Here is a 24,058-nt window from a genome sequence, read left to right as displayed (position 1 = left end):
ATTATCGCGCCCTTCCCGGAGAGGTACCGAAGTGGTCATAACGGCGCCGACTCGAAATCGGATGGTCGGGTAAAACCGGCACAAGGGTTCGAATCCCTTCCTCTCCGCCAGACCCTCCCAGGAAAAAGCCCGCGCGCGACGGGCTTTTTTCGTTTGGGTTCCCGGGAGGCCCATTGCCAGGCGTTCCAGGAAGGGCTGCCTAATCCTTGGGCATCGCACCGGAAGCGTGACATTTTGATGGCGTCCGCGTGACTTTCCACAGACTTATCCACAGAAATCCTGAAATTGCTGGTTGCGGTGCACAGGGGGAAAACTGCTTCGGACCGGGCGTTCGGGAGCCTCAGGGCCGGTCCGGCCGCTGGCGGCCGAGCAGGGGCTGGTTGTGCTTGAACCATTCGCTGGCGGCGCGCTGCCAGGGCCAGACGCCGACGGTGGACGGCCAGACGAGCTGGACGACGGCGTAGGTTTTTCCCTGGTAGTAGCGGTCGCAGCCGAGGGTGTATTCGCACAGGCGCAGGGGCTTGGCCGGTTCCACGTAGATGGAGAACCCTTCCAGAAAGCCCTCGTAAAGGGTGCCGCGGACGAAGCGCGTGCCGCCCCGGAGTTGTCGCAGGTACTCGTTGATCATCGAAGCGCCCAACTTGGGCGAGAGTCCCACCACGATGGCCTCGGGGCAGCCGGTGGTTTCCTGGATTCCGATGGAGTACGAAAAGGTCGGCAACTGCTCATGGGGGTCGAATACGCTGATGACGTGGCAGCCGAAGCGCCGGATGTCGTCGGCGACGCGGCGGTCGTTGGCGGCGCGTCGGTCTTCGTCTTGAGTCATGGACTCCCCAGGTGCGAAAAAAGATCGGGGGATTGTAAGGCAGCCTCCCGTATCCACGCCGCCGCCATTTGCACGGCGGTGCGCGCCTTGGCGGGTTCCTGCAGCAGCCAGTAGGCGTAGCCGCTGGGCTGGGGTGCTTCCGGGGTGGCCACGGGGCGCAGGAGGCCCCTGTCGAGCTGTTCGCTGATGAGCGGCAGGCGCGCCAGGGCGACGCCCTGGCCGCCCAGGGCGGCGAGGATGACCTGGTCGTACTGGTTGAACCGGACGACGCTCCTGGGCCGGGCGTCGGCCCAGCCCCGAGCCGCCAGCCAACCCTGCCAGCGCAGCCAGGGGCGCTGGGGGTCTTCGTAATCGAGCAGGACCAGGGGTTCGACGTCGGCGGCGGAGTTCAGGCGGGCCAGGCCAAGGGACGGGCTGGCAACGACGCCCACGCTTTCCTCGAACAGCAGGGTGGCGCCGGCCGGGGCGTCCTCGGGCTTGCAGTAGCGGATGGCCAGGTCGATGGCTTCGCGCTGGAGGTCCACGACCCGGTTGAGGGCCATCACCCGCAGGTCGATTTCCGGGTGCCGGGCCTGGAATTCCCCCAGGCGCGGCAACAGCCACAGGCTGGCGACACTGACGCTGGCCGTGACGGTGACCGGGCGCGCGCCGGGCAGCAGGGTTTCGATGGCTTCCTGCAGGCGCTGCAGGGCGGGTTCCGCCTTGTGGAACAGAGCTTCGCCTTCGGCCGTGAACGCGATGGCCCGGTGGCTGCGCACGAAGAGTTTGCAGGCCAGGGCGTCCTCCAGGGCAAGAATCTGGCGGCTGACGGCGGACTGGGTGAGAAAGAGCTCCCGGGCGGCGAGGGTGATGCTCCCGTGGCGCCCGACGGCGACGAAGCCTTTGAGGAGGTCGAGAGAGGGAAGGCGCAGTGCGTTACCCAGGCTCATGATGCATTCCAGTATGGAATGTAATTGATTCCGAATAATCGTTTGAGACTGTCTTTAAAAGTAACTTTAATCACGGTCTTACCTTCTTGCAATACATGAATCAGGAGAATGTGACTGTGGATCGACTCCCTGATGGCGTCGCGCCAGCAATCAGCGTGACGCTGCCCACCCGCGACGGCCAGGAACTCGCCGGCGAGCTCTGGCTGCCGGCTTCCCGGTGGCAGATCGGCACCGTGGTCATCAACCCGGCCACGGCGGTGAAGGCCGCCTACTACCATCGTTTCGCGCGCTACCTCGCCGCTCACGGCTACGCCGTCCTGACCTACGATTACCGCGGCATTGGCGCGTCCCGCCATCGGCATCCCCGGGCAACTCCCGGGTTCGACAAGTTCACCTGGGGGGCCTGCGACTGCGACGCCGCGCTGGAGTGGGCGCTGGATGCCTTTCCGGGGCTGCCCCTCGATGTGGTGGCCCACAGCATCGGCGGGCTGCTGGTCGGGCTGGCCGCCCACGGCGGGCGGGTGCGCCGCTGCCTCACGGTGGGCGCCCAGTACGCTTACTGGCGGGACTACGCCGCCCCCCGGCGGCTGAGCATGGCCCTGCGCTGGCATGGCGCGATGCCGTTCCTGACCGCGCTGCTGGGCTATTTTCCTGCCCGCCGCCTGGGGTGGCACGAAGACCTGCCGGCCGGGGCGGCCTACGAGTGGGCCTTCCGCCCGGCTCGGCTGGAGGAGGCCTACCGCCGCCACGGGCGCGACGGCCTCGACCCGCTGCGCCACTTCCCGGCCATGAGCGGCGAGATGCTGGCCATCGGCCTCAGCGACGACCCCTTCGGCACACCGGCCGCCCTGGATCGGCTGCTGGCCTACTATCGCAATGCCCGGCGCACGCGCATCGAAATCCGCCCCCAGGCCGTCGGGGTCGCCGAGATCGGTCACTTCGCCTATTTTCACGAGCGCTTCGCCGCTACCCTCTGGGCCGACGCCCTCCGCTGGTTGCAGGAGGGCAGCTTGCCACCCGGGCACCCGGTCTTTCACTTCCCCCCGGCGCCGCCCCCACACGGAGGAGGCCATGACCACACCCGTTGAGGTCGCGGAGCCGGCCGCCAGGCCGGGGTGGCGGGCCCCGCTGGCCCTTGTCCTGGCCGGTGGCGCCGTCATGGGGCTGACCCTCGGCGTACGCCACGCCTTCGGCATCTTCCTGGGGCCCGTGAGCCTCGACCATGGCTGGCCGCGGGAAACCTTCAGTTTCGCCATTGCCCTGCAAAACGGCGTGTGGGGCCTGGCCCAGCCCTTGGTCGGCATGGTGGCAGACCGCTACGGCGCCCGGCGCATCGTCCTGGCCGGGCTGGTCTGTTACGGCGGCGGCCTCGCCGGCATGGCCTGGGCCGCCACGCCCCTGGCCTTCACCCTGGCGGCCGGCCTGGCCGTGGGTCTGGCCCTCGCTTGCACCACTTTCGGCGTCATCTACGGCGCCTTGAGCCGCCTGGTGGCGCCCGATCGCCGCGGCTGGGCCCTCGGGCTGGCCGGCGCCGCCGGGGGGCTGGGGCAGTTCCTGCTGGTGCCGGCCACCCAGGCCCTGATCCAGAGCCTCGACTGGAGCGGCGCCCTCGTGGCGCTCGCGGTCGCCTGCCTGGCCCTGCTTCCGGTGGCCCTGCACCTGGACGATGCCCCCGGCGCCGACTGCGGGGCCCGGCAGAGCCTGGGTGACGCCCTGGCCGAGGCCTTCGGGCACTCCGGCTTCTGGCTCCTGCTGCTGGGTTTCTTCGCCTGCGGCTTCCACCTGGCCTTCCTCGCCAATCACCTGCCGTCCTACCTGCGCGACCAGGGCATGACGGCCAATGTGGCGGTGACCGGACTCGCCCTGATCGCCCTCGCCAATATCGGCGGCACCTACGTCTGTGGCCTGCTCGGTGGCCTTTTGAGACGCAAGGCGCTGCTGGTCGTAATCTATGTCATCCGCTCCGGCGCCATCGCCGCCTTCACCCTGCTGCCCCTGAGCCCGGTCTCCCTGTATGCCTTCAGCGTCGTCATGGGGCTGTTCTGGCTGGGTACGGTGCCCCTCACCAACGGCCTGCTGGCGCAGATTTTCGGCCTGCGCTATCTCACCACGCTGTTCGGTTTCGTCTTCTTCGGCCACCAGTTGGGCTCGTTTCTCGGCGTCTGGCTGGGTGGCTACGTCTTCGACCTCACCCGCTCCTACGACTTCATGTGGCAACTGAGCGTTGCGATAGGCTTGTTTGCGGCCGCCCTGCACGCACCAATCCGGGATGCGGAGATACGGCGGACCCCCGCGAGCGACGATCCAGAACATCCCGGTTGGGAGAGTCCATTGCCGCGCTGGGGGAGCGCTGAACCGAGCAGTCGCGCTTCCCCCACTCTCGGGCCTGAGGCAGCCCCTCAAGCACTTGGTGCAGGAGACTCTTCCCCCATGGAAGACGCTGAGCGACGCCGGGCTGTCCGGGGGCCTTCGGGTCGGGGTGTCTGAGCCGCAGGCGAACTCAGCGACCCGCCCGGAAGCCCGGGTGGCGCAAGGAACCGGGCAAAGCCCGGCGTTGACCCTGGGGTCGCCTTCTCTTGGGTGACTCTTTATAGAAATCTGGCCCTACAGGCCAGATTTTCTTGGCGAGCAAAAAAGCGCAGCTTCCGCGCAGCGAAACAGTTACCCGCCCTCGGGGCGGAACCCCGGGATGCACCAAACTCGGCTACCCCACGAGAAGCAGGGCCATTCTGTGGTTCCTCGGTCCGGCCTCTTTTCCTGAACCACGCTTTGCGCGCCTGATGCGCGGGCGTACTTTCCTGTTGGTAGCTGGATCGTTCTGGTGGGGGGCAAACACGGGGGCGTCACAGCTTGACCACGACCTTGCCCCGGGATCGCCCCTGGGCAAGGTAATCCAGTGCTTCCTTGGCCTGCGCGAAAGGAAACACCTTGTCGATCACCGGCTGGAGGCGCTCTGTCTCAAGCAGTTTGGCGATTTCATCAAGTTGAGCGCCATCGGGGCGCGCAAAGAGAAATGAGTACGTTACGTCCCGCTTTTTCGCCAGACGCATGATCTTGCAGCTCATCAATCCGAACACGAAGGTCAGGACGAAATTGAGCCGGCGAGCCCGGGCGAATGCCGCGTCCAGAGGCCCGACCAGAGAAACGACCACGCCCCCTGGCTTGAGAATGGAGAGGGATTTCTCAACCGCATCACCCCTGACGGTGCCGAGCACCGCGTCGTAGCCGCGCAGCACATTCTCGAATTCCTGTTTCTTGTAGTCGACAACTTCATCGGCGCCGAGGCTGCGCACCAGTTCGACGTTGCCCGTGCTGGTGGTCGTTCCCACCTTGGCGCCCAGGTGTTTTGCCAACTGGATCGCAAACGTGCCAATACCGCCGGAGCCAGCCGGGATGAACACCTTTTGCCCTGCCTGAAGATTGGCGCGCTCCTTCAGCGCTTGCCAGGAGGTGAGTCCGACCATCGGGATCGATGCCGCCTGCACGAAATCGAGATTGCTTGGTTTCAGTGCGGCAAAACGCTCGGGTACCACCGCGAACTCGGCGAGGGCGCCGGTACCGAGATCGAAGATATTGGCGAAAATGGCATCGCCCGGCTTGAAACGGGTCACGCCGCTGCCCACCTCGGTCACCACACCGGCCAGATCGCTGCCCAGCGTGGCCGGCAGCTGGAAATGCAGGACCGGTTTGAAGATTCCCGTCAGGATCATGTTGTCGACCGGATTCACGCTCGCCGCGTGGACCTGCACGAGCAATTCGTCAGCCTTCAGCGTGGGGCGCGGCACATCGGCGAAGGCAATGTCGGGCGACTTGCCATAGCGTTTGAAGGTGAGGGCTTTCATGGTTTGGGTTTTCATCGTTGGTCTTTCGTTTTCATCTGATCAGTCAGCGAGGAAGTCCAGCACCGCCGGCACAAAGGCCCGATGGTGCTGAAAGACGCCGCCGTGTCCGGAATCCGGATAGATCGTCAGCTTGGCATTCGGTAGACGGCGAGCCATGTCGGCCGAAAGACTGCTGGCCACCATCAGGTCGTGGTCGCCATTGGCGACGAAAACGGCTTGCTTGATGACCGAAAGATCGTCGGGCGTGCTTAGCCCCGCCGTTTTGATGGCCTGCAACTGAGCACGTCGTGCTTGCAGGGAAATAGGCTTGTCGCGGTCCTCGGTGCGCTCTTGCAGCCGGGAAAAGTAGTCTCCCGCGGCGCGCTTGCCCTGCGCGGTACGGGGAAAGAACAGGAAATTCCTCGCATCACTCCACGTCAGCGCGGCCTTGAGGTAAGCAAGGGCTGCGACTCTGTTGATCTCGTCGATCCCGCCGCCACCCCGAGGGCCCGTGCCAGCCAGGATCATCCGACGCACCAGGTCGGGGGCCTGCAAGGCAACCATTTGCGCGACGCCGCCGCCCAACGAGAAGCCGAGAAGATCGACCTGCTTGAATCCCAAGGTCCGAATGAAGGCGATGGCATCCTGCCCCATTGCCTCGATGGTGGGCGGGACCGATCCGCCCGAGGCCCCGACCCCGCGATTGTCGAACGCGATAACCCGACGTTGGGCGGCAATGCCGTCAATCACCCGCGGATCCCAGTCATCGAGCACGGCCATCAGGTGGTGCAGGAAGACGACCGGCACGCCGGAATCGGGGCCGAGTTCCCGGTAGGCGAAAGGTACCCCGCCCACGGCTATCGTGCGGGTCGGGGCGTTTTTCCATGTCACATGGCTCATCGATGAATTCTCCGTGCGGGGTGGCTTGCTGGTCGCCGAGCTGTTACTATCAAATTGAAATTAACAATACTACCAATTTGAAAGCAAGTCACTACCAAAACAGTATGAACGACGAAAATAATGGCAATCAGCCGTGCCCGATCGCGCGCAGCCTGAGTTTTGCAGGGGATGCCTGGAGCCTGTTGATCCTGCGGGACGCCCATGCCGGCCTCACTCGCTTCGACCAATTCCGGAAAAATCTGGGCATCGCGCCGACGATGCTGACCCGTCGGCTGGCGACGCTGACCGAGGAGGGGTTACTGGAGAAACGGCCTTATTCGGAGCATCCGCCGCGCGAGGAGTATCTGTTGACTGCGGCCGGCCGGGATTTTCTGCCGGTGCTTTTCATGATCGGCGCCTGGGGGCGCCAATACCGGGGGGCCGGCAAATTGGTCCGTTTCTTCGACGCTGAAACCGGAACAGAAATCAAGGCAGTGGCGGTGGATGAGGTCACCGGGGCGAAGATCGGCACGCGTCCCATGCGCATGGTCACTCCAGATGAAAGCTGAGGGGAACTGGGTGGCGGCCCAACAAAATAAGCGATAGGGGATGGAGTGACAGTCGAAGCCCTTGAGCCCGGAAGCCCGGTGCCGACCCGGGGTCGCCTTTCCACTGGTGACTTTTTGCCTGTCATTGACAGTGAACGAATAATTCAGGCGCGTGTGCATATGGCATGTCAAGATTTTTGGGTTGATTGTGAACAGGCCCTGGGTTTCCTCTCGGTGGCCGGGAAAAATAGCCTGAAGCCGCTCCTGGATCGGGGGCACCCTGCGGGGTCTTCCCGGCGCACCTCGGGAGCCTGGGGGGCTCCTCTCCGGGGGGTAGCTTGGGCTCCGGCTGAAACAGTCAGTCCCGTAGGGTCAGGGACGCTCGGCTCGTGGGGTCAGGGCGTGGATGCGCGCCTCGACATCCCCACCTCCGGTGTGACTGACTTCCAGGAAGGCCCGCCGACTCCCCGGTAAGCGGTACAAGAGGGGCTATTTCGCCAGCAGGGCGGCCGCGGCGGCGTCCAGGTCGGGCTTTTTGAGGACGCCGAGTTTCTTCGACAGCATGCGGCCCTCGGCGTCGATGACGACGGTGTAAGGCAGGGCGCCCCGGGTGTTGCCCAGGGCCTGCATCAGGGGCAGGGCCTTGTCCTTGGCCAGGAAGACCGGGTAATCCATGTCGTAGGCCTTGGCGAATTCCTTGACCGCTTCCGCCTTGTCTTCCAGGCCGATGCCGAGAACCTCGATGCGTCCCCGGTAGGCGGCCCGCAGGTGGACGAGTTCCGGGATTTCCTGGCGGCAGGGACCGCACCAGCGCGCCCAGAAATTGACGATGAGGGGCCGGCCGCGGTAGCGCTCCAGGGCCACGGGCTTGTCTTCGGTATCCCACAGGGTGGCCGCGAAGAGGGGCGCGGTGGGGGGCAGGGCTTCGTCCGCCGCGAGGGCGAGGCTGGGCACGAGCCAGAACAGCAGGAGGAGAACGCGCATCAGGGCAGGTCGCCGCGGCGGAAGATGAAATAACCCAGGGCGGCCGAGGCCAGTCCCAGCAGGGTGGGGTAGGCCAGGGCGAAGACCTTGTAGCCGGCCACGCCGAAGTTGTCGAGGATGATGTAGGCCGAGGGGCCGAGGACGATGAGCTGGGGGTCGAAGAGGGCCAGCGCGGCGGTGCGGAAGACCTGCAGCGGGTTGGCCAGGGCCACCAGGACGGCCACATCGGGGCTCACCTTGCCCTGGATCATCACCCCCAGGAGGATGAGGTCGAGGAAGAGCAGGAACACCAGCCAGACCAGGAAGGCCGCGCCCTGGGCCATGTCGGTGCTGCGGGCGAGAGAAGAGAGCAGCATGCCGATACCGAGGAAACACGCGGCCATGGCGGCGAGGAGGGCGGTGTAGTAGCCGAACATGCCCCAGGGCACTTCGATCTCCCGCAGGGTGGCCCAGGCGACGGCGGCCAGCATGGCGAGGAAGACCGGCGCGAAGACGGCGACGTAGCGGCCGAGGATCTTGCCCCAGAACCAGGCCCCCAGGGAGACCGGCAGGGAGAGCAGGTATTCGAAGACGCCCGCTTCCCGGTCCCCGGCCACCGAGCGCACCGTGGTGATGAGGACGAAGATGGGCAGGATGGCCATGGTGAGCTGGATGTAGGTGACCAGCAGGCGGGAGAGCCCGATGAAGCCGAGCACCCGGGATTCGGTGAGGCCGAAGACGAAGAGCAGGGCGACGATACCGCCGAAGACCAGCGTGTAGATCTGGAACCAGCGGGCGCGCAGGGACTCGACCAAGTCGAGCCGGGCGGTGAGCCAGAGTTGTTTCATGTCATTTGCCCTTCAGGACGACCTGCTCGCGCAGGGCGTCGAAATCGAGGCTGCCCGCCTGGGGCAGCGAATAGGCCGCGTAGCCGTAGCCCATGGGAGAGTGCTTGCCGCCCAGGTAGTGCGCCTGGCGGGCGTCCAGCCAGGCCAGGGCCTCGGGCTTGCTGCCGTGGTCGGCGACCCACAGGCGGGTCGCTGCTTCCGCCAGCCAGGGCAGTTCCCTGGCTTTGTCCCGCAGCCAGAAGGCGAGGCAGCCGACGTCGTCGAACTTGAAGGCCTCGTTGTGCGGGCCGCCGCGTATCTGGGCCGCGAAGCGCCGGTCGGAAATGACCATGCTGCAGCGGGCACAGACATCGCGGTCCCACTTGATCTCGACCATGCCCTCCGGCCAGCCGGATTTGCCGCCGCAGGCGGCGAGGAAGCCGGCAAGCGGAGCCACCAGTGCGCCTGCCGCGCTTCGGCGGAGCAGGAGACGGCGGGTGCGATCGACCATGGGGCGTGACGTCAAGCGGTTTCGGCGAGGGAAATGTCGCTGATGAGCGCGACGTAACGGGAAACCATGCCGTGAAAGCGCAGGCGGTCCGGCCCGGAGACGGTGCCCTCCCAGACCAGGCCGCCGCCCCGGTCGGCGAAATTCCACGCACCCAAGGCCTTGGCGAAGGCCGGTTCGGCGCGCTTGACGACGATGCGGCAGGTCAGCACGCCGGCCAGGGAGACGTCGTCCGCCACCCGGTCGTCGAGAACGACCTTGCCCATGTCCAGCTCGATGACCCGGTTCACCAGAGTCGACACCTCGTTCAGGCGGTGGCTGGAAATGATCATGGTGGTGTCGTCCTGGCGCTCGGCCAGCAGCTCGAAGAAGATCTTGCGCGCTTCCGGATCCAGGTTGGCGGCGGGTTCGTCCATGATGAGCACCTTGGCGTCCCGGCCCAGGGCGATGGCGATGAGCAACTTCTGCTTCATGCCGCCGGAAAGACGGACGAACTGGCGGCCGAGGACCGCCTCCACGTCCAGCCCCAGGCGTTTGGCGATGGCGTGGATGCGCCGGGGATCGGTGCCGCACAGGGAGGCGGAGAATTCGATCAACTGTCCCACGGGCATCTTGAGGGGCGGCGGCAACTGGGGCACGAAGCCGATGTTTCCCAGAACCGTGGTGCGATGGCTGCGCGGATCCCGATCGGCAATGGAAACCTCGCCGTCGTGGGTGTATTCCCCCAGGAGGCAACGAATCAGGGTGGTCTTGCCGGCCCCGTTGGAACCGATGAGGGCCACCCGCTCACCGAGGCCGATGTCGAGGCTGATGCCGTCGAGGACCCGGGCCCGGCGGAAGGTTTTGGCGACATTCTGGAGACGAATCATGGCCCGGATTATAGGGGGCGGCGAAAGCCGGGCGTTGAACATCCATCAAAATCCGAATGCTTCAGTGCATGGTTTGAAGCGCCCTTGCGGACCGTCGCACCAGCCCGCCACGGTCCGGATGGGCGGACTCAGCCGCCGCCCACGAAGCGCCGGCTTTCGGCGGCCACCGCCTTGAGCAGTGCGTCACGCTTGGCCAGGGCCCGTTTCCGCTCGTCGACGGCAACCGGGTGATCGTTCATGTCCTGCACCGTGTAACGAAAGAGGAAACTGCCGGTGTAGGGGAAACTGATCTTGTACTCTTCGTCCATGACTCCCATGAGGTCGTATTCACCGAGGACGAAGTAAGGCAGCGTCTGGTCCAGGGGCACCGCAGAGCTGTAGTCCGAGGGGGGATTGGTGACCCCGAGGGCGCGCATCAGGGTAGGCGCCACCTGCAGATGGGACGTCCGATGGGAGACGACGGCCGGGGCCTGGCCCGGGATGGACAAGATGAACGGCACGCGGATTTGCTCCTCGGTGAAGGTGGTGCCGTGGCCGTGGCCCCAGTGGCCCTTCTCCAGGAACTCCTCGCCGTGGTCGCCGGTGAAGAGCACGATGGTGTTGTCCAGCATGCCTTGTTCCTTGAGCGCAGCGAGCAGGCGTGCGACTTCCCGGTCGATGTGGTGCGCGGCGTTGACGTAGCGGGCGTGCATGCCGCCGATGTTCTCCCGCAGGTTGAGCTTGATGTAATCCAATTCGGTCACGTATTCGCGGCGCAGTGCGTCCTGGGCCGGGAAACTGTAGGGCGCGTGGGTCGATTCGAAGAACATGAAGCTGTAGAAGGGACGCTTGGTGTCGCGCTTCTCGATCTTGGCGATGATGTCGCTGATGTTCTGGATGTCGCGTTGCCACGGCTCGCCCGTCTTGATTTCCTGCAAATACTCCTCGGGAACCTGGGTGAAGGTCGTGTGACGCAACTCCGGGTAATCGAAGCTCTGGCTGGTGTGAATGGCGAACTGGTAGTTCCGGCTGCGCAGCGTGTCCATGAGAACCGGGGCAACCCTTTGCTTCTCGAAGCTGTACCAATAGGGGGCGTAAATGCCGTAGAAGAGCGAGAACAGGCCCATGCGGGTCCGGTTGCCGCCGCTGTAATGCCGCTCAAAGCGCGTAGCCCCTTGGGAGAAGCGCCAGAGATTGGGGGTGATTTCGGGATCGAGCAGATCCCAGCGGAAGGACTCCGCCACCAGCATGATGACATTGGGAGACGGGGCGGCCTTGTCCTGCTGGAGGGGGGCCACCGGGTAGCGCACCGTGCCGCCGGCCAGACGCAGTTCGGATCGGGCGGTGTGCTTGATGCCCAGTGCCTTGAACAGCGAACTGAGCTTGAGTGGAATTCGGAAAGGCGTCGCATCGGCTACTTCCAGCAGCTTGTCGTCCCCGGCGTATTTTCCGTGGGCAAAGGCGAGTTCCTGACCGATGAAGATCAAGGTCAGCGCAGAAAACGCAACAGCCAGTCGCCGTCGGGTCAGATGATCCCTGAAGCCGGGAAGTTTGCGCGCCAGGGCCAGGAGTCCCGCACTTGCCGCCAGCAGCAGGGCCACCTGGATCGCCACGCTGCGCTCGGTGGCCGACGTGGCGCCCAGGGCGGCGATTCCGCCCGGGGTGGAGACGAGATTGATGACGAACTTGTTGATATGGAACTGGTACAGCTCATAGAGGCGATAGTCGGCGTACAGGATCAGCAATACCGCTGCGGTGATGACGGTGGCCGCCGTCTGCAGGACGGCATTGCGCCAGCGCGGAGCCTGGGCGCGTGCCGGTAGCAAGCGCTCGAGGAGCAGGCAAACCAGGATCGCAGGGAGGAGGTAAAAGCCGGCGTAGCCTGCGGTGGCTGCCAAGATGAAGACCCACCCCATGCCGTCGGCGACTTCGACAAAGGGCCAGAAGCACGCCAGGGCAATAAAGATCGCCCCGTAGGCAAGGGCGAAGTATGTGCGCAGGCTGACAGCCCGGGCGGGTTGGGACATGAAAGAGACTCCTGAGGGGTAAGCGGCGGGGACGGAGGGCGCCATTCTACGTGCCCGGCGATTAAGGCGCGCTTAATCCAGCGTGAAAGCGCGGTAGCCGCGAGGAATAGAGGGTGCCATGGCCGTTCCGGCGCCGATCCTGAAAGCCGAGGGCTCGGCGGCAAGCCCGCGAAACCCGGTCAGCAGCCTGTTGGCGTCGGGACGAACTGTGGATCGGTCAATGGCCTACGTGCTGAGCGAGCGGAGAGCGATAGGCAGCCCAAAGCACGAAGACGGCGAGGTGTTGGCAAGGGTGAGATTGGCAAGCAGGATGCCGACGCTCAGCAGCAGACGCCACACCGTCGGTGCGGAGAGAAGTTCCCTGGGGGAACCCTGGAGGACCATGTCTCGCGACTGACCCGGGTCACGCTGCCGTCCGCTTCCCGCTCCGTTCTCCCCCCGTAGCTCACAGGAGCTTGGAGAGCCCCTTGACCTCGAACTTGAGGGAGCCCGTCGGGCAGGCGTCCACGCACAGGCCGCAACGGGTGCAGTCAGGCCCGATGGGCACTTGCGGGGCGACGGCGCGGCCCTTGATCACGGTATCCAGCACATGGGGCACCAGACAGACCTTGCGGCAGTCGCCTTCGTGAAAGCAGCCTTCCAGGGTGTAGCGGACGCGCAGGGGCGAAAGGATGCCCACCACCCCATAGGTGAGCCCGATGGGACAGGCGTAGCGGCACCACGCGCGGCGGGAGAAAAAGATCTCGAAGACGAGCAGGGCCAGTACCCAGAGCAACGCCAGGCCGGGGCCATAGATCAGGGCACGGGAGAGGATGCCGGTGGGGGAGATGGCCTCGAAGACGGTGTAGCCGGTGGCCAGGGCCAGGAGGGCGAAGAGGATCCAGAAGACGGTGCGCAGGCGGCGGTCTATGCTCTGGTCGCTGACCAGCCTCTTTTCCGCCAGTTTGAGGTGGATTTTCTCGGCCCATTCGGCCACCAGATGGTAGGGGCATATCCAGGAGCAGAAGGTCCGTCCGCCGAACAGGATCCACAGGAGGAGCACGGTGCCGGTGCCGATGAGCAAGTTGGTGATGATGTGCTTGTGGGCCAGCATCACCTGCAGGGCGGAATTGAGGTCGATGAGGTGGAAGCCGACGAAGCGCGAGGCGGTAAGGGAGCCTTCCAGCACCTGGATGTCGAGCCAGTAGGAAAGCACGAAGAGCAGGTTGGCGAAAATCAGGGTCGCCCAGCGGCGATTGCGCCATTTGGTGGATTTGACCTCGTGGGCGCGCATGTGGGCCTTGACTGCCAGGAGGTCCTGCTTGTTGGTCAGGCGCTTGAGTTCATGGACCTGCTTGGCCGCGTCGCTGATCTGGGTCGGCTTGCCCGGTTCCCAGCCGAACATGACCTTGATTTGCTGGAAGAAGCGCTTCTTCAGGACGTCGTCGCTCATGCTTTCCAGACCTCGCGGGCTTCGATGGTGATGCAGGTGGGTTCCACCGGGCAGATCATTTCGCACACGCCGCAGCCGACGCAGGGTTCATGGACGACGGGGGACTTGCGTTTGCGACCGTCGGGGGCGAAGACAGTCTCGATGGAGATGGCACCCTTGACGGGGCACTCCCGGGCGCATAGGTCGCATTCCGCCACGTCGTAGGGATGGTCGGCGACCTTGATCGGCTTCCAGCGGTCCACCGCCATGTGCCGCATGCGCCCCTGGAAGTCAGCGCCGCGGGACTGTCCCTTGAAGCCCTTGCCCTGGACGGCAAGGCAGGCTTCGGGGCGCGTGAGGCGGGCGACGCCGATGCGCTCCTTCAAGTTGAGGGTCGGCTCGGCGTCTTTTTCCTTGGCCAGGAGTATGGGTTTGGCGGCTAGGGCGGCTCCCGCGCGGACGGGCAGGAAATCGGGCTTGATGTAGGTGAGCGATCCGGTGGGGCAGGCCAGAATGCACTGCACCGCGTCGCAGGAAAAATCGCAGGCCTGTTCGCGAGCTTCGATGTAGGGCACCCCTACGCCCATGCCGTCCACCAGGTCGGCAAGCTTGATGGCCTGCACCGGACAGACCTGGACGCATTGGCCACACTTGATGCAACTGGCCAGGAAGTCCCTTTCGTCCAGGGCACCGGGGGGACGCAGGCGCTTCTTCAGGGCGTATATCTGGGGCAGAAAGCCGGAAAGCGCGGCGCCCAGGACACCGCCGGTGAGCAGGGCGGTACGGATGAAGCGCCGGCGATTGGTCTGGCGCTTGGCCTTGGACAGGGGCGGGCTTGGCGGCGGGGCCGGCGGACGTTGGTCGCTCATGAGGGCCTCCCGGGCTTGACGAAACGCGGCGCCGTATCCCGCAGTTGCAGCTCCGGGGAGGAAAAGGGGGCCAGGCGTTCGAGGAAGTCGAGGAGTTCGAGGACCGGCGCGGTCTTGAAGAACTGCGCCGGCGGCGTCTCGATCCAGATCTGGTCGGCGTAGGCGTACAACTCGTAGGGGGTATCGCCGATGCCGTCGCCGTTGCGGTCGAAGCCCTGGTAGTCGGCGAAGTAATTGCCCTTCCATTCATTCTTGCCCGCCACGTCGCGGCCCATCTGCACCACGTCGGTCAGGTTGCCCTCGAAGACGTTGTCGTGCAGGACATTGCCCCCCAGCTCGCTGGTGAAGCGTACGGCGACCCCGTTGAAGGCAAAACGGTTGCCCTTGAAGCGGATGGTGGTGTCGGGTTCGAAGGGAGAAAGGTCGGAGCCGACGCCGACGGCGCAGTAGATGACTTCGTTGTTTTCCACGTCGGAATCGCTCGATTCCTTGAAGCCGAGGGCCATGCCGGCGGCTCCGGTGGCGTGGGAGATGAGGTTGTTGCGGATATGAATCCGCTCGGTGTACATGAGATAGATGCCGACCGCGTTGTCGTAGAAGGAATTGCCTTCGACCACACTGTCCTTGGCGAACATGAAGTGGATGGAATAGCGGCTGCGCTTGCCGATATTGCCGCGGTAGATGTTGTGGTTGGAATACCAGGCCACCATGTCGCGGGAGTCGACCACTTCGTTCTTTTCGATCAGGTTGTGATGGCTGTACCACAGGCGCAGGCCGTCACCCCGCACGCCGAGTTCCTTGGCCTTGGAGCGGATGTGGTTTTCGCGGATGGTGTTGTAGTCCGCCTGCTTGAGGTCGATGCCGAAGAGGCAATCGTCGATGCGCACCTGCTCGATCAGGTGATGCTTGCCCCGCACGTTGAGACAGGTGTCGTCGCTGTCGTGGGAGTCGCCGGAGGCGGTCAGGCGCAGGTTCCTGAGGGTGACGCCCTCGGCGTCGATGACGAAGACCGTGCCCTTGCCGCCCCCGTCCACCGTGACCTGTCCACCGCCGTCCAAGGTGAGCGGCTTATCCACCAGCACCGGTCCGGCGTAGGTGCCCGGGGGGAGCTTGAGGACTGAACCCGCTGGCGCCTGGTCCACCAGGATCTGCAGCCAGGGGATGTCGGTTCGGTGCGGGGCGGCCGGGCGGCGAGCCTTCTCGCTGGACGATCCCCAGTTGGCCGCCAGATTGGGCTTGCCCATGCCTTCCAGGGATTGGGAGGTCGCCAGCCCCACCGCGCCGAGCCCGACCGCAAACCCCAGGAGGGCGAGAAAGGCGCGCGGGAAGCGGCCCATGGTGCCTACTCGGCAGTGCCTTCGCGCAACTGCTTGCGGCGAATGAGCAGTGCAAGCATGAGGCAGGCGAAGATCAGGACCAGCAGCCCGTAGCCCCAGTAGGGGTAGGAGTAAGTGGAGAACTGGGCCACCTTGCCCTCGCCGAACACGGTGGGCATGAAGGGCTTCACCGTGAAGGCGCCCCAGGGATGGAGGTTGTGGCCGAAGAACCACAGCCAGGCGGAATAGGTGATGACGAAGAATACCGGCAGCAGGGCGGGCACCAGGGCCAGGAGCAATTGGAAGGGGCGGAACTTGGCGACACCCGCAAGCACGACGATCATGGCGACGAGGATGCCTGCAATCACGAGGTGGGAAATGCTGCGCACGTTGTCGCCCCAAATCTTGATTTTTTCCGGTTCCTTGAAGAAGGCTCCGGCCTCGTTCATGTAGGCCTGGACATGGGACTCGAGATGGCCGAGGACGTACTGGTCCACGATCATCCAGGCGGCAACGGCGGTGAATCCGGCTGCCAGTAGGGCGACACGGGGTTTCTTGCGCGGCAGGGCGAAGGCCAGGATCATCACAGCGAAGAAACCGAAGAAGAATTTGGCCAGGGGCTTTTCCACCGGGGCGCCGGTGGCGATGGGGAACATGCCCACGTAGTGGTTGATGGTGTTCATCTCGTGAACGCAGTCGAGACCCTCGGCCCCCTTGTTGACGTCCTTCTTGGCGTCGGTGATGGGGTTGTAGCGTTCGTCGTCGTGGCCGAGATCCTTCTCGATGATCTCGTTGGCCATGCGGCTGCCCTTGCCGGCGACGGTGCAGCCGTTATAGACGCCGTCGAAATGGAAGTGGATGCGGATGCCGTCGGGAAAGGCGTCCTTGGGGTAATTGGGGGCGGTGAGGGAGACCCACCAGATGGGGGCGAAATAGGCGGCGACCAGGGCGACGAGGGCGACGAGGGCGAGGCCCCCGACCAGGGTGTTCTGCTTCTTTGAATCAGACATTTCGGTTCTCTGGGTGACTGCGAACGGGCGACGGCGCTCTGCGGCGCCGTTCGTGGCAGGCGGCCGGCCCCGCCAGGCCGGCCTTTCGTTCGGTGGATTTTACTTCTTCTTGGCCGGGGCGCCGGCCTTGGCCTTGCACATGGAGCCCGGCATGGTCAGGCTGGACTGGTAGGCAGAAATGGCCACCAGTTGGTCGTTGGTGTAGGGCTTGATGACCTTGACCATGTCCGGGTTGGCATTGCGGCGGTGACCGTCACGGATTTCGGTCATCTGGCGCAGCAGGTACTTGTAGTGCTGGCCCGCGATGACCGGGTAGAACTTCTCCTTGTTGCCTTCGCCGTTCTTGCCGTGGCACTCCAGGCACTGCTTCTCGTAGAGTTCCTTGCCCTGGCTGACCTTGATGGCGGCGTCGGCACCCTCGTACTTGCCGTGTTCCACGGGGATGCACAGGCCCTCGATGTAGGCGGCCACATCGGCCAGCTCCTGCGGGTCCACCAGGGTGGCGGCGAAGGGATACATGGTCGGATTATCGCGCAGGCCGGCGCGGATGTCGGCCATCTGCTTGATCAGCACCGTGGTGTGCTGGCCGGCGAGCTGCGGGAAGGTGCCGTCGGGACGGCCGGCGCCGGAGGGCAGGTGGCAGGCGCCGCAGACTTCGTAGGCTTCCTGGCCGGCCTTCTTGTCGCCCTTCTTGGTCAGGGCGTCAGACTTTTCACCGCCCTGGGCGTTCCACTTGTAGTCCTTGCCTTCAATACCCTCTTGCTTGGGAGCCGGGGGCCCGGCAAAGGCAAGGCCGGCGCAGAGCAGGGAAACGAGGAGCAGGGGTGCTTTCATGACAATGATCCTTATTCGGTGTGGGCAGCGGATTGTCCCGCCGCGCTATATCAGCGGTCCTTGATTTGCGTCATGGGAGAGGACTATCGTCCATCCCCCATGCTCCAATCATTTCATGTTGGCAATGTAGGCGGCCAGGGCCTTGATATCGGCTTCGGTCACGATTTCCATGACCCCCTTCATGGCGGCGCTGTTGCCGTTGGCCCGGGCACCGCTCTTGATGTCGAGCATCTGGCGCTCGATGTACTTGGCATTCTGGCCGGCAATCTTGGGATAGTCGGGCATCAGGGTTTTCTTGCCGTCGGCACCGTGGCAGGCGGTGCAGGTCTTTTCCTTGTACAGGGCGGCGCCGTCGGCGGCCAATACGGGACCGGTGGCCAGCAGGGCGGCAGCGAAAGTCATTACATATTTCATGGTTTTTTCCTCCGGAATGTAAAACGGGGAGCAGATTGACTCCGCTCCCCGATGATTGCCTTAAGTCAGATCAAGTCGTACGGCTCACTTGACCTTCTTGGCGCCGTTCTGCTCCAGGTAGGTCTTGGCGCGCAGGCCGAGGTCGGCCGCCTTGACCTGGTATTGCCAGACTTGCTCGGCCCAGAGGTTGGCCTGTTCCCAATCCTTCTTGGCGGCAGCGGCCTCGTGCTTCTCCTTGGCGCCCTTGATCTTGTTCAACTGATCGGTGGCGTCCTCGACCATGGCGACCACGTCCGGGAAGTCCTTGAAGTTCACGCTGGTGATGTAACCGACGACGGAGTCGATGACGGCTTGCGTATCGGCAACCTTCTTCAGCGTGGTCTTGTAGTCCCCTTCGGTATAGCCCTGCTTGGCCATTTCGGTCTTGGTCGGCTTCCAGCCCTTCGGCTTGACCAGCAGGTAGCCCATCATTTCAAGGTGCAGGGCGGAACAGAATTCCGTGCAGTAGTACGGATACACGCCTTCCTTGTCGGCCTTGAACTTGACGGTGATGGTCTTGCCCGGTTCGATCGAGCCATGGACGTTGTAGGTGGAGACGGTGAAGCCGTGGGTCTCGTCCTGGGCCCGCTCGAGGTTGGTCAGGTGGATGGTGACCTCGTCGCCCACGTCCGCCTCGATGGTTTCAGGCGTGATGTGCGAACGGATCAGGGTACCGAAGACCTCGATCTTGTTGCCCTTCTTGACCGTCTTTTCCTCGCCGGCCCGGACGGCGCCCGGGTGCGGCTTGTCGGTGCGGGAGTCGGTGCCCACCTTGTAGCGGACGCCCGGCTTCAGCTTGTCGGCGGAAATGGAGACGGCGTAGTGCGGCTCGCCCAGCGGCAGCGGCATGTCGTACAACAGTTGCATCTTGTCGTTCGAAATGTCGATGAGCTGGTGGTTCTGCGGGTGCAGCGGGCCGACGGGCACGAAGCGGTCGATGGCCAGCTTGTTCAGCGCAACCAGGTAGCGGCCCTTGGGATCGGCGGAGTCGCCTTCCATGGCCATCAGGTGACCGATGTTGTAATGGACGGAGATCTTGTCCACCACCTTGCCTTCGCAGTAGTTCCACTTGGCGACCTGACTATCGACGTACAGGGAGGTGTAGGCGATACAGGGCTTGGAGTCGTACTGGGTGTGCAGGGGGCCGAGGCCGAGTTGCACCTGCTTGTCGAGGGCGTCCTGGAGGCCGATGACGGGCACGCCGTACGGATCCTTGGACTCGAACTTGCTGGCCTTGATGGCGGCCTGGAGCTTCTCGAAGCTATACACCGAGGTGTGGGTGTCCAGCTTGCCGGAGACAATGATGAACTTGCCGTCCGGAGTCACGTCCACGCCGTGGGGCGACTTGGGCTCGGGAACCAGGAAGAGCACGCCTTCCTTGGTGGTCACCTCCAGGGGCAGCACCTTGTGGCCGTTGATGGTCTTGGCCTTGCCGGCGGCGACCAGTTCGGCGGCCTTCTTCCAGTTGATCACGTGCAGGTAATCGGTGTCCTTGGCGGAGCAACCGGCTTCGTACGGGGGACGGCCCTTTTCGATGCCGCCGACGTAGCGCTCGGAACAGAAGGAGTTGGTGAAGGACCAGCCGTCAGAGGGGCCCTTGCCGGCGTCGGACAGATCCTGCCAGTAGGGGGGCAACTCGAGGGAGAAGGACTGCTTCGGATCAATCCGGCCTTCCTTGCGGTCGAACTTCCAGTAGGTCACGCCGCCGCGGTACTTCTCGTTCATATCCTCCAGCGGGTAGAACTTCTTGTTCTCCAGCGGGGCGGGGTACTGGGCGGCTTCGATCACGTAGTCACTGTTCGGGGTGACGAAGGCGCCGCCGTGCTCGGACTTGTAGATCGGGTTGACCACGATCTGCTTGGTTTCGAAGTCACGCAGGTCGATGACGGCGAGGCGGGGATTGGCCTTGTCGTTGATGAACAGGAACTGGCCGTCGTACTTGCCGTCGGTTTCGGAGATGGCGGGATGGTGCGTATCGCCCCAGGTGATCTGCTTGCCGTCGATGGCGCCTTGAGCGAGAACGGCCTTGGAGTTCTCGTCGTAGCCATAGCCCTGCCAGGGTTCCGGAGTGAAGACGGCGAGGTACTTCAGGATGCGCATGGACGGAATGCCATACACGATGACCTGGCCCGACTGGCCGCCGGAACTGAAGACCACGAACTCGTCGCGCTTGCCGGTCGGAACGTAGGTCTTGGCCGCGGCCAGCAGATCCTGCTGACTCAGGTTGCGACGCTTCATCACGTCCTGCAGCGACTCGGCGGACCACGCGGAGGCGGCGCCGAATCCCAGGCCGGCTGCGACGAGCAGCGCGGTGGATTTCACTGCAAATTTTCTCATCTCGATATCTCCCATGTAATCAAGGGTTTGTAGACTTTCTTCCCTCCATCGGCGCAGCGTTGACGGCCCACTGCGACAATTTGCCGCACACTGTATGCCGCAGAGGCTGTGAAAAAATTGACGCGTATTAAGTTTTCGCGGCGTCCTTGCCGCAGAATCGCTTCCCATTTCCCCTACTGGCGCGAGTTTCGTCTTGAACAAGAAGATGCTGATCGACGCGATTGGCCTGCTCCTCATGGCCCTGATCGTCGTGGTCGGCTACAAGCTCTCGCCGCTTCTGTTGCCCAAGGCGGACGTCACGGCGACCCCGGACCCCGCCTGCGATCTGCACCGCAAGCCCTGTTCTGCGGAGCTTCCCGGTGGGGGGCGGGTGGAGCTTTCCCTCGTTCCGCGGCCCATTCCCATGGTCAAACCCCTGCGGCTCGAGGTGGCCGTTCAGGGCCGCAGAGTCTCTGCCGCCGAGGTCGATTTTGCCGGGGTGTCCATGAACATGGGGCTCAACCGACCCCGCCTGATCGCAGGGGAAGAAGGGCACTTTTCCGGCCAGGCGACCCTGCCGGTATGCGTGACGGGGACCATGGACTGGCAGGCCACCGTCCTGCTTGAAACGGAGCGGGAGCGCATCGCCGTACCGTTCCGTTTTGGATCCCAGCCGAGGTAGAGGGTGCCCCTGCGCATCCTGCAAATCATTGCCGCGCTGCTTCTCGCAGCGGTCGTCGGCCTGGCGCTGTTCTGGCACCCGGAGCAGGCCCCCAGGGCGTTGCCGCGGGCGCCGGAGCCGGCGGGAGGCGATTTCACCCTGGCTTCCGCGGACGGGCCAGTGACCCTCGCCGCCCAGCGCGGGAAGGTTGTCCTCATCTATTTCGGCTATACCTACTGTCCCGATATCTGCCCCACGGCCTTGGCGGCCGTGTCCGATGCCTTGGAACGGCTCAGCCGCGAGGAATTGGCGCGGGTCAGCGTGCTATTCGTTTCCGTCGACCCGGCCAGGGATACGGTGGGTCACCTCAAGGAGTACGCAGCCTTCTTCCATCCGGCCATCCTTGGCGTTACCGGCACCGAAGCCGAGATCGCCGAGATGGCAACCCGCTATGGCGTCTATTACGCCCGCCAACCGGAGGCGGCCGGCGGCGGCTACGCCGTGGATCACAGTTCCGAATTGCACCTGATCGCGCCGGAGGGCCACCCCGCCGGGCGCTTGCCCCATGGCGCCGGTCCCGACCAGATCGTCGCGGAAATCCGCCGCCTGTTGAAGCCCTGATTTTCACCATCCCGATCGAGAGGAAGACGTCATGTTCAAGAATATTTGCCTGTTGGCCGCCCTGGCCGCTGCCATCCCTGCCTGGGCCGGCTCGGCCGACGAGGTTTCGGTCGAAGGCCCCTACGTCCGCATGGCACCGCCGGGGGCGCCCGCGACGGCCGCATTCATGGCCCTCAGAAATTCCGGCGGCAAGGTGGCTCGTCTGGTCAAGGTCGACAACGGCGTCGCCAAGGTCACCGAACTGCACAACCACATCAACGATGGCGGCGTGATGCGCATGCGCCAGGTCAAGGCCATCGAGATCCCCGCCAAGGGTGAGGCTCGCCTGGAGCCTGGAGGTCTGCACGTGATGCTCATCGACCTCAAGGCGCCCCTCAAGGAAGGGGCCAGCGTGCCGCTCACCCTGGGTTTCGAAGATGGCAGCAGCAAGACCGTCGAAGCCAAGGTCGTGCGTCCTGGAGCAGCCGCCCAGGAGCATCACCACGGCCACCATCACTGATCGCCCGACGCGAAAGGGGCGGGGCAGGCCCCGCTGCCTTCGGGGCGTCAGTGTTTTACGGGGCGTTTGGCCAGTTTGCGCTGCAAGGTGCGCCGGTGCATCTTCAGGGCGCGGGCCGTGGCCGAAATGTTGCCGTCGTTCTCGTGCAGGACGCGCTGGATGTGCTCCCATTCCAGTCGGTCTACCGAGAGGGGCTCGTCGGAGGGAATGCAATCGGTATCCGGCCCTTCGGCATCGGCAAAAGCCGCCAGGATCGCCTCCAGCTCCACCGGCTTGGCCAGATACTGCACAGCCCCCAGCTTGATGGCGTCCACCGCTGTGGCGATGCTGGCGTAGCCGGTCAGGACCACGATGCGGCAGTCCGGGTTGAGGGCAAGAAGTTGCGGAATGAGGGCCAGGCCGGAACTGCCGCCCAGGTTGAGGTCGAGGACCACCCGCTCTGGCGGCGCGGACGTGGCCTGGGCCAGGGCATCCTCCGGCGTGGTGGCGCCGCGGGCGCCGAGATCGCGACGCTGCATGGCCCGGACGAGTACGCTGTTGAAGGTGGCGTCGTCGTCGATGACGAGGATGGAGTTATTCATGGCGGGGCCAGGGGAAGTTCCAGGTGGGCGATGGCCCCGCCGGCCGGGTCATTGCTCAGCTCGAGGGTTCCGCCCCGCCGCTCGACGGCGGAGCGGGCCAGCAGGAGCCCGATGCCGCTGCCGCCGGCGTGGCCGGGGAAGGCCTGATGGCCTCCTTGTGCGAGCACCTGCGGCGGGAAGCCGGGGCCGCGGTCACGCACATCCAGGGCGAACCTCTCGGCGTCCCATTTGGCAAGGATTTCGACCGCTTGCTGCGAGGCGGTGGCCGCATTGTTGAGGAGGTTGATCACCGCCTGGACCAGGGTGGGGTCGGCGACGATGGCGGGGGGAGGGCGGAGGCCGCTGGCGGTGAGCACGTGGCGGGCGTCGGGGCGCAATTCCTCCCAGCGGGCGATGATGCCGGCGAGCCAGTGATCGACCGGCCGCGGGGCGGCGGCATCCAGCCTTTCCGCGCCGGCACGCCGCGACAGCCCGGTGATGATGTCCTTGCAGACGCCGATCTGCTGGCGTAGGAGAGTCACGTCATCGCGCAGGGCATCGGGCAGCTTGGGGTCCCGGGCCAGTTCCCCTGTCACGACGGCCATGGTGGCCAGGGGTGTGCCCAGCTCGTGGGCCGCGCCGGCGGCGAGGGTGCCCAGGGCGACCAGCCGCTCGTCGCGTAGGGCTGCTTCCCGCGCGGCGCCAAGGGCGGCGTCGCGCTGGCGGATCAGGGCGCTCAGGCGCACCACGAACCAGGCGATCATCCCCGACGAAACGGCAAAGGTGATCCACATGCCCCCCAGGTGCAGACGGGTCGCCCTTTCTCCGTCGGCCAGGGGCAGGGGCAGGTAGATTCCCATAAGCAGGGAATAGAGCGCGATGGCCAGGGCTCCGGTGGCGAGTACCCAGGCGGTCGGCAGGGCAAGGGCGGCGATGGCGACCGGCGGCAGCAGCAGGGAAACCAGGGGGTTGGTGGCGCCGCCGCTGAAGAAGACGAGCGCGCCCAGGGTGCCGAGATCCAGCCAGAGCTGCAGGGCGAACTCGCTGGCCGTGACGCAAGCGCCGCGGCCAAGGCGGGCCAGGGTGAGCCCGTTCTGCGCCGCTGCGATGGCGATCAGGAGCAGCATGGGGAGCAGGGGCAGCGCAACGCCCAGGAGGGGTTCGGTCAGCCCCACCAGGACGGCCATGACGCCGAGCACCAGCCAACGGGCCGCACACAGGCGGCGCAGGCTGGCGGAGAGCGTGTCGGCGTCGGGGGAGAGGGGGGCGACCATGGCCGGATTATCGGTGATATGCGTCAATTTTTCCCCGTAACCCCCGTGCGACAATTCG

At 64.8% G+C, this 24,058-nt stretch carries 24 protein-coding genes and 1 tRNA gene; 7 read left to right on the top strand and 18 right to left on the bottom strand.

The window, feature by feature from the left end; all coding sequences use genetic code 11:
* The first annotated feature begins 17 nt into the window (after nucleotides 1–17).
* Nucleotides 18–110: transfer RNA gene (locus tag IPM73_09345), tRNA-Ser, on the top strand.
* A 230-nt stretch (nucleotides 111–340) separates the two neighbouring features.
* On the opposite strand, the gene IPM73_09340 is transcribed toward IPM73_09345, so the two are convergent.
* Together IPM73_09340 and IPM73_09335 are read right to left on the bottom strand one after the other, a co-directional pair.
* A complete protein-coding gene (locus IPM73_09340) occupies nucleotides 341–826 on the bottom strand; it encodes a DUF4262 domain-containing protein (GenBank protein MBK8918234.1) in 486 nt (161 codons plus the stop codon).
* The gene (locus IPM73_09335) at nucleotides 823–1,755 is read right to left on the bottom strand and encodes a LysR family transcriptional regulator (protein ID MBK8918233.1); all 933 of its coding nucleotides are present in this window, start codon (nucleotides 1,753–1,755) and stop codon (nucleotides 823–825) included. Before IPM73_09335 ends, IPM73_09340 begins: the two co-directional genes overlap by 4 nt.
* 116 nt (nucleotides 1,756–1,871) lie before the next feature.
* Between IPM73_09335 and IPM73_09330 the strand changes: the two genes are divergently transcribed.
* A complete protein-coding gene (locus tag IPM73_09330) occupies nucleotides 1,872–2,843 on the top strand; it encodes an alpha/beta fold hydrolase (GenBank protein ID MBK8918232.1) in 972 nt (323 codons plus the stop codon).
* Nucleotides 2,827–4,242, top strand: a complete 1,416-nt coding sequence (locus IPM73_09325; GenBank protein ID MBK8918231.1) for an MFS transporter — start codon at nucleotides 2,827–2,829, stop codon at nucleotides 4,240–4,242. Before IPM73_09330 ends, IPM73_09325 begins: the two co-directional genes overlap by 17 nt.
* A 356-nt stretch (nucleotides 4,243–4,598) precedes the next feature.
* Here the strand turns inward: IPM73_09325 and IPM73_09320 are convergent, their stop codons facing one another.
* Nucleotides 4,599–5,597, bottom strand: a complete 999-nt coding sequence (locus tag IPM73_09320; protein ID MBK8918230.1) for an NADP-dependent oxidoreductase — start codon at nucleotides 5,595–5,597, stop codon at nucleotides 4,599–4,601.
* A gap of 39 nt (nucleotides 5,598–5,636) precedes the next feature.
* Nucleotides 5,637–6,476 carry an alpha/beta hydrolase gene (locus IPM73_09315; protein ID MBK8918229.1) on the bottom strand — a complete coding sequence of 280 codons (840 nt, stop codon included), beginning with the start codon at nucleotides 6,474–6,476 and terminating at the stop codon, nucleotides 5,637–5,639.
* 104 nt (nucleotides 6,477–6,580) lie between these two features.
* On the opposite strand from IPM73_09315, the gene IPM73_09310 reads away from it, so the two are divergent.
* Nucleotides 6,581–7,024, top strand: a complete 444-nt coding sequence (locus IPM73_09310; protein MBK8918228.1) for a helix-turn-helix transcriptional regulator — start codon at nucleotides 6,581–6,583, stop codon at nucleotides 7,022–7,024.
* Nucleotides 7,025–7,492: 468 nt separating this feature from the next.
* On the opposite strand, the gene IPM73_09305 is transcribed toward IPM73_09310, so the two are convergent.
* The 12 genes from IPM73_09305 to nosZ form a co-directional block, all read right to left on the bottom strand.
* Nucleotides 7,493–7,987: a TlpA family protein disulfide reductase gene (locus tag IPM73_09305; GenBank protein ID MBK8918227.1), complete on the bottom strand. Its 495-nt coding sequence runs from the start codon at nucleotides 7,985–7,987 to the stop codon at nucleotides 7,493–7,495.
* Nucleotides 7,987–8,814 carry an ABC transporter permease subunit gene (locus IPM73_09300; protein MBK8918226.1) on the bottom strand — a complete coding sequence of 276 codons (828 nt, stop codon included), beginning with the start codon at nucleotides 8,812–8,814 and terminating at the stop codon, nucleotides 7,987–7,989. Before IPM73_09300 ends, IPM73_09305 begins: the two co-directional genes overlap by 1 nt.
* A 1-nt stretch (nucleotide 8,815) precedes the next feature.
* A complete protein-coding gene (locus tag IPM73_09295; GenBank protein MBK8918225.1) occupies nucleotides 8,816–9,304 on the bottom strand; it encodes a nitrous oxide reductase accessory protein NosL in 489 nt (162 codons plus the stop codon).
* Between the two features lie 11 nt (nucleotides 9,305–9,315).
* Nucleotides 9,316–10,170 carry an ABC transporter ATP-binding protein gene (locus IPM73_09290; protein ID MBK8918224.1) on the bottom strand — a complete coding sequence of 285 codons (855 nt, stop codon included), beginning with the start codon at nucleotides 10,168–10,170 and terminating at the stop codon, nucleotides 9,316–9,318.
* 128 nt (nucleotides 10,171–10,298) lie between these two features.
* On the bottom strand, nucleotides 10,299–12,176 hold the full coding sequence (locus tag IPM73_09285; GenBank protein ID MBK8918223.1) for a sulfatase-like hydrolase/transferase: 1,878 nt from the start codon (nucleotides 12,174–12,176) through the stop codon (nucleotides 10,299–10,301).
* A 445-nt stretch (nucleotides 12,177–12,621) separates the two neighbouring features.
* Nucleotides 12,622–13,560: a NapH/MauN family ferredoxin-type protein gene (locus IPM73_09280; protein MBK8918222.1), complete on the bottom strand. Its 939-nt coding sequence runs from the start codon at nucleotides 13,558–13,560 to the stop codon at nucleotides 12,622–12,624.
* Between the two features lie 44 nt (nucleotides 13,561–13,604).
* Complete coding sequence (locus IPM73_09275) at nucleotides 13,605–14,456, bottom strand: 4Fe-4S dicluster domain-containing protein (protein MBK8918221.1); 852 nt, start codon at nucleotides 14,454–14,456, stop codon at nucleotides 13,605–13,607.
* Entirely contained in the window at nucleotides 14,453–15,793 is a 1,341-nt protein-coding gene (gene nosD, locus IPM73_09270) for a nitrous oxide reductase family maturation protein NosD (protein MBK8918220.1), read from the bottom strand. The genes IPM73_09275 and nosD overlap by 4 nt, the downstream gene beginning before the upstream one ends.
* A 5-nt stretch (nucleotides 15,794–15,798) precedes the next feature.
* The gene (locus IPM73_09265; GenBank protein MBK8918219.1) at nucleotides 15,799–16,782 is read right to left on the bottom strand and encodes a hypothetical protein; all 984 of its coding nucleotides are present in this window, start codon (nucleotides 16,780–16,782) and stop codon (nucleotides 15,799–15,801) included.
* A gap of 99 nt (nucleotides 16,783–16,881) precedes the next feature.
* A complete protein-coding gene (locus IPM73_09260; protein ID MBK8918218.1) occupies nucleotides 16,882–17,616 on the bottom strand; it encodes a c-type cytochrome in 735 nt (244 codons plus the stop codon).
* Between the two features lie 108 nt (nucleotides 17,617–17,724).
* Complete coding sequence (locus tag IPM73_09255; protein ID MBK8918217.1) at nucleotides 17,725–18,030, bottom strand: c-type cytochrome; 306 nt, start codon at nucleotides 18,028–18,030, stop codon at nucleotides 17,725–17,727.
* Nucleotides 18,031–18,114: 84 nt separating this feature from the next.
* Entirely contained in the window at nucleotides 18,115–20,406 is a 2,292-nt protein-coding gene (gene nosZ, locus IPM73_09250; protein MBK8918216.1) for a Sec-dependent nitrous-oxide reductase, read from the bottom strand.
* Nucleotides 20,407–20,611: 205 nt separating this feature from the next.
* On the opposite strand from nosZ, the gene IPM73_09245 reads away from it, so the two are divergent.
* The 3 genes from IPM73_09245 to IPM73_09235 are packed head-to-tail and all read left to right on the top strand — an operon-like array spanning nucleotide 20,612 to nucleotide 22,166.
* The gene (locus tag IPM73_09245; protein ID MBK8918215.1) at nucleotides 20,612–21,067 is read left to right on the top strand and encodes a hypothetical protein; all 456 of its coding nucleotides are present in this window, start codon (nucleotides 20,612–20,614) and stop codon (nucleotides 21,065–21,067) included.
* Between the two features lie 3 nt (nucleotides 21,068–21,070).
* Entirely contained in the window at nucleotides 21,071–21,667 is a 597-nt protein-coding gene (locus tag IPM73_09240) for an SCO family protein (GenBank protein ID MBK8918214.1), read from the top strand.
* A gap of 31 nt (nucleotides 21,668–21,698) precedes the next feature.
* Nucleotides 21,699–22,166: a copper chaperone PCu(A)C gene (locus IPM73_09235; GenBank protein ID MBK8918213.1), complete on the top strand. Its 468-nt coding sequence runs from the start codon at nucleotides 21,699–21,701 to the stop codon at nucleotides 22,164–22,166.
* Nucleotides 22,167–22,213: 47 nt separating this feature from the next.
* Here the strand turns inward: IPM73_09235 and IPM73_09230 are convergent, their stop codons facing one another.
* Complete coding sequence (locus IPM73_09230; protein MBK8918212.1) at nucleotides 22,214–22,747, bottom strand: response regulator transcription factor; 534 nt, start codon at nucleotides 22,745–22,747, stop codon at nucleotides 22,214–22,216.
* The gene (locus IPM73_09225; GenBank protein MBK8918211.1) at nucleotides 22,744–24,027 is read right to left on the bottom strand and encodes a HAMP domain-containing histidine kinase; all 1,284 of its coding nucleotides are present in this window, start codon (nucleotides 24,025–24,027) and stop codon (nucleotides 22,744–22,746) included. Before IPM73_09225 ends, IPM73_09230 begins: the two co-directional genes overlap by 4 nt.
* Nucleotides 24,028–24,058 lie beyond the last annotated feature (31 nt).

It is taken from the genome of Betaproteobacteria bacterium, assembly GCA_016720065.1.
GTDB lineage: Bacteria > Pseudomonadota > Gammaproteobacteria > Burkholderiales > Rhodocyclaceae > SSSZ01.
Note: the sequence above shows the minus strand (reverse complement) of the source record. Positions and strands in the feature narration are given on the sequence as shown.

Bases quoted from the DNA above. Each gene is read 5' to 3' on its own strand.
- IPM73_09340 (MBK8918234.1), bottom strand. From the start codon at position 826: ATGACTCAAGACGAAGACCGACGCGCCGCCAACGACCGCCGCGTCGCC.
- IPM73_09335 (MBK8918233.1), bottom strand. From the start codon at position 1,755: ATGAGCCTGGGTAACGCACTGCGCCTTCCCTCTCTCGACCTCCTCAAA.
- IPM73_09325 (MBK8918231.1), top strand. From the start codon at position 2,827: ATGACCACACCCGTTGAGGTCGCGGAGCCGGCCGCCAGGCCGGGGTGG.
- IPM73_09320 (MBK8918230.1), bottom strand. From the start codon at position 5,597: ATGAAAGCCCTCACCTTCAAACGCTATGGCAAGTCGCCCGACATTGCC.
- IPM73_09315 (MBK8918229.1), bottom strand. From the start codon at position 6,476: ATGAGCCATGTGACATGGAAAAACGCCCCGACCCGCACGATAGCCGTG.
- IPM73_09310 (MBK8918228.1), top strand. From the start codon at position 6,581: ATGAACGACGAAAATAATGGCAATCAGCCGTGCCCGATCGCGCGCAGC.
- IPM73_09305 (MBK8918227.1), bottom strand. From the start codon at position 7,987: ATGCGCGTTCTCCTCCTGCTGTTCTGGCTCGTGCCCAGCCTCGCCCTC.
- IPM73_09300 (MBK8918226.1), bottom strand. From the start codon at position 8,814: ATGAAACAACTCTGGCTCACCGCCCGGCTCGACTTGGTCGAGTCCCTG.
- IPM73_09295 (MBK8918225.1), bottom strand. From the start codon at position 9,304: ATGGTCGATCGCACCCGCCGTCTCCTGCTCCGCCGAAGCGCGGCAGGC.
- IPM73_09290 (MBK8918224.1), bottom strand. From the start codon at position 10,170: ATGATTCGTCTCCAGAATGTCGCCAAAACCTTCCGCCGGGCCCGGGTC.
- IPM73_09285 (MBK8918223.1), bottom strand. From the start codon at position 12,176: ATGTCCCAACCCGCCCGGGCTGTCAGCCTGCGCACATACTTCGCCCTT.
- IPM73_09280 (MBK8918222.1), bottom strand. From the start codon at position 13,560: ATGTTCGGCTGGGAACCGGGCAAGCCGACCCAGATCAGCGACGCGGCC.
- IPM73_09275 (MBK8918221.1), bottom strand. From the start codon at position 14,456: ATGAGCGACCAACGTCCGCCGGCCCCGCCGCCAAGCCCGCCCCTGTCC.
- nosD (MBK8918220.1), bottom strand. From the start codon at position 15,793: ATGGGCCGCTTCCCGCGCGCCTTTCTCGCCCTCCTGGGGTTTGCGGTC.
- IPM73_09265 (MBK8918219.1), bottom strand. From the start codon at position 16,782: ATGTCTGATTCAAAGAAGCAGAACACCCTGGTCGGGGGCCTCGCCCTC.
- IPM73_09260 (MBK8918218.1), bottom strand. From the start codon at position 17,616: ATGAAAGCACCCCTGCTCCTCGTTTCCCTGCTCTGCGCCGGCCTTGCC.
- IPM73_09255 (MBK8918217.1), bottom strand. From the start codon at position 18,030: ATGAAATATGTAATGACTTTCGCTGCCGCCCTGCTGGCCACCGGTCCC.
- nosZ (MBK8918216.1), bottom strand. From the start codon at position 20,406: ATGAGAAAATTTGCAGTGAAATCCACCGCGCTGCTCGTCGCAGCCGGC.
- IPM73_09245 (MBK8918215.1), top strand. From the start codon at position 20,612: ATGCTGATCGACGCGATTGGCCTGCTCCTCATGGCCCTGATCGTCGTG.
- IPM73_09235 (MBK8918213.1), top strand. From the start codon at position 21,699: ATGTTCAAGAATATTTGCCTGTTGGCCGCCCTGGCCGCTGCCATCCCT.
- IPM73_09230 (MBK8918212.1), bottom strand. From the start codon at position 22,747: ATGAATAACTCCATCCTCGTCATCGACGACGACGCCACCTTCAACAGC.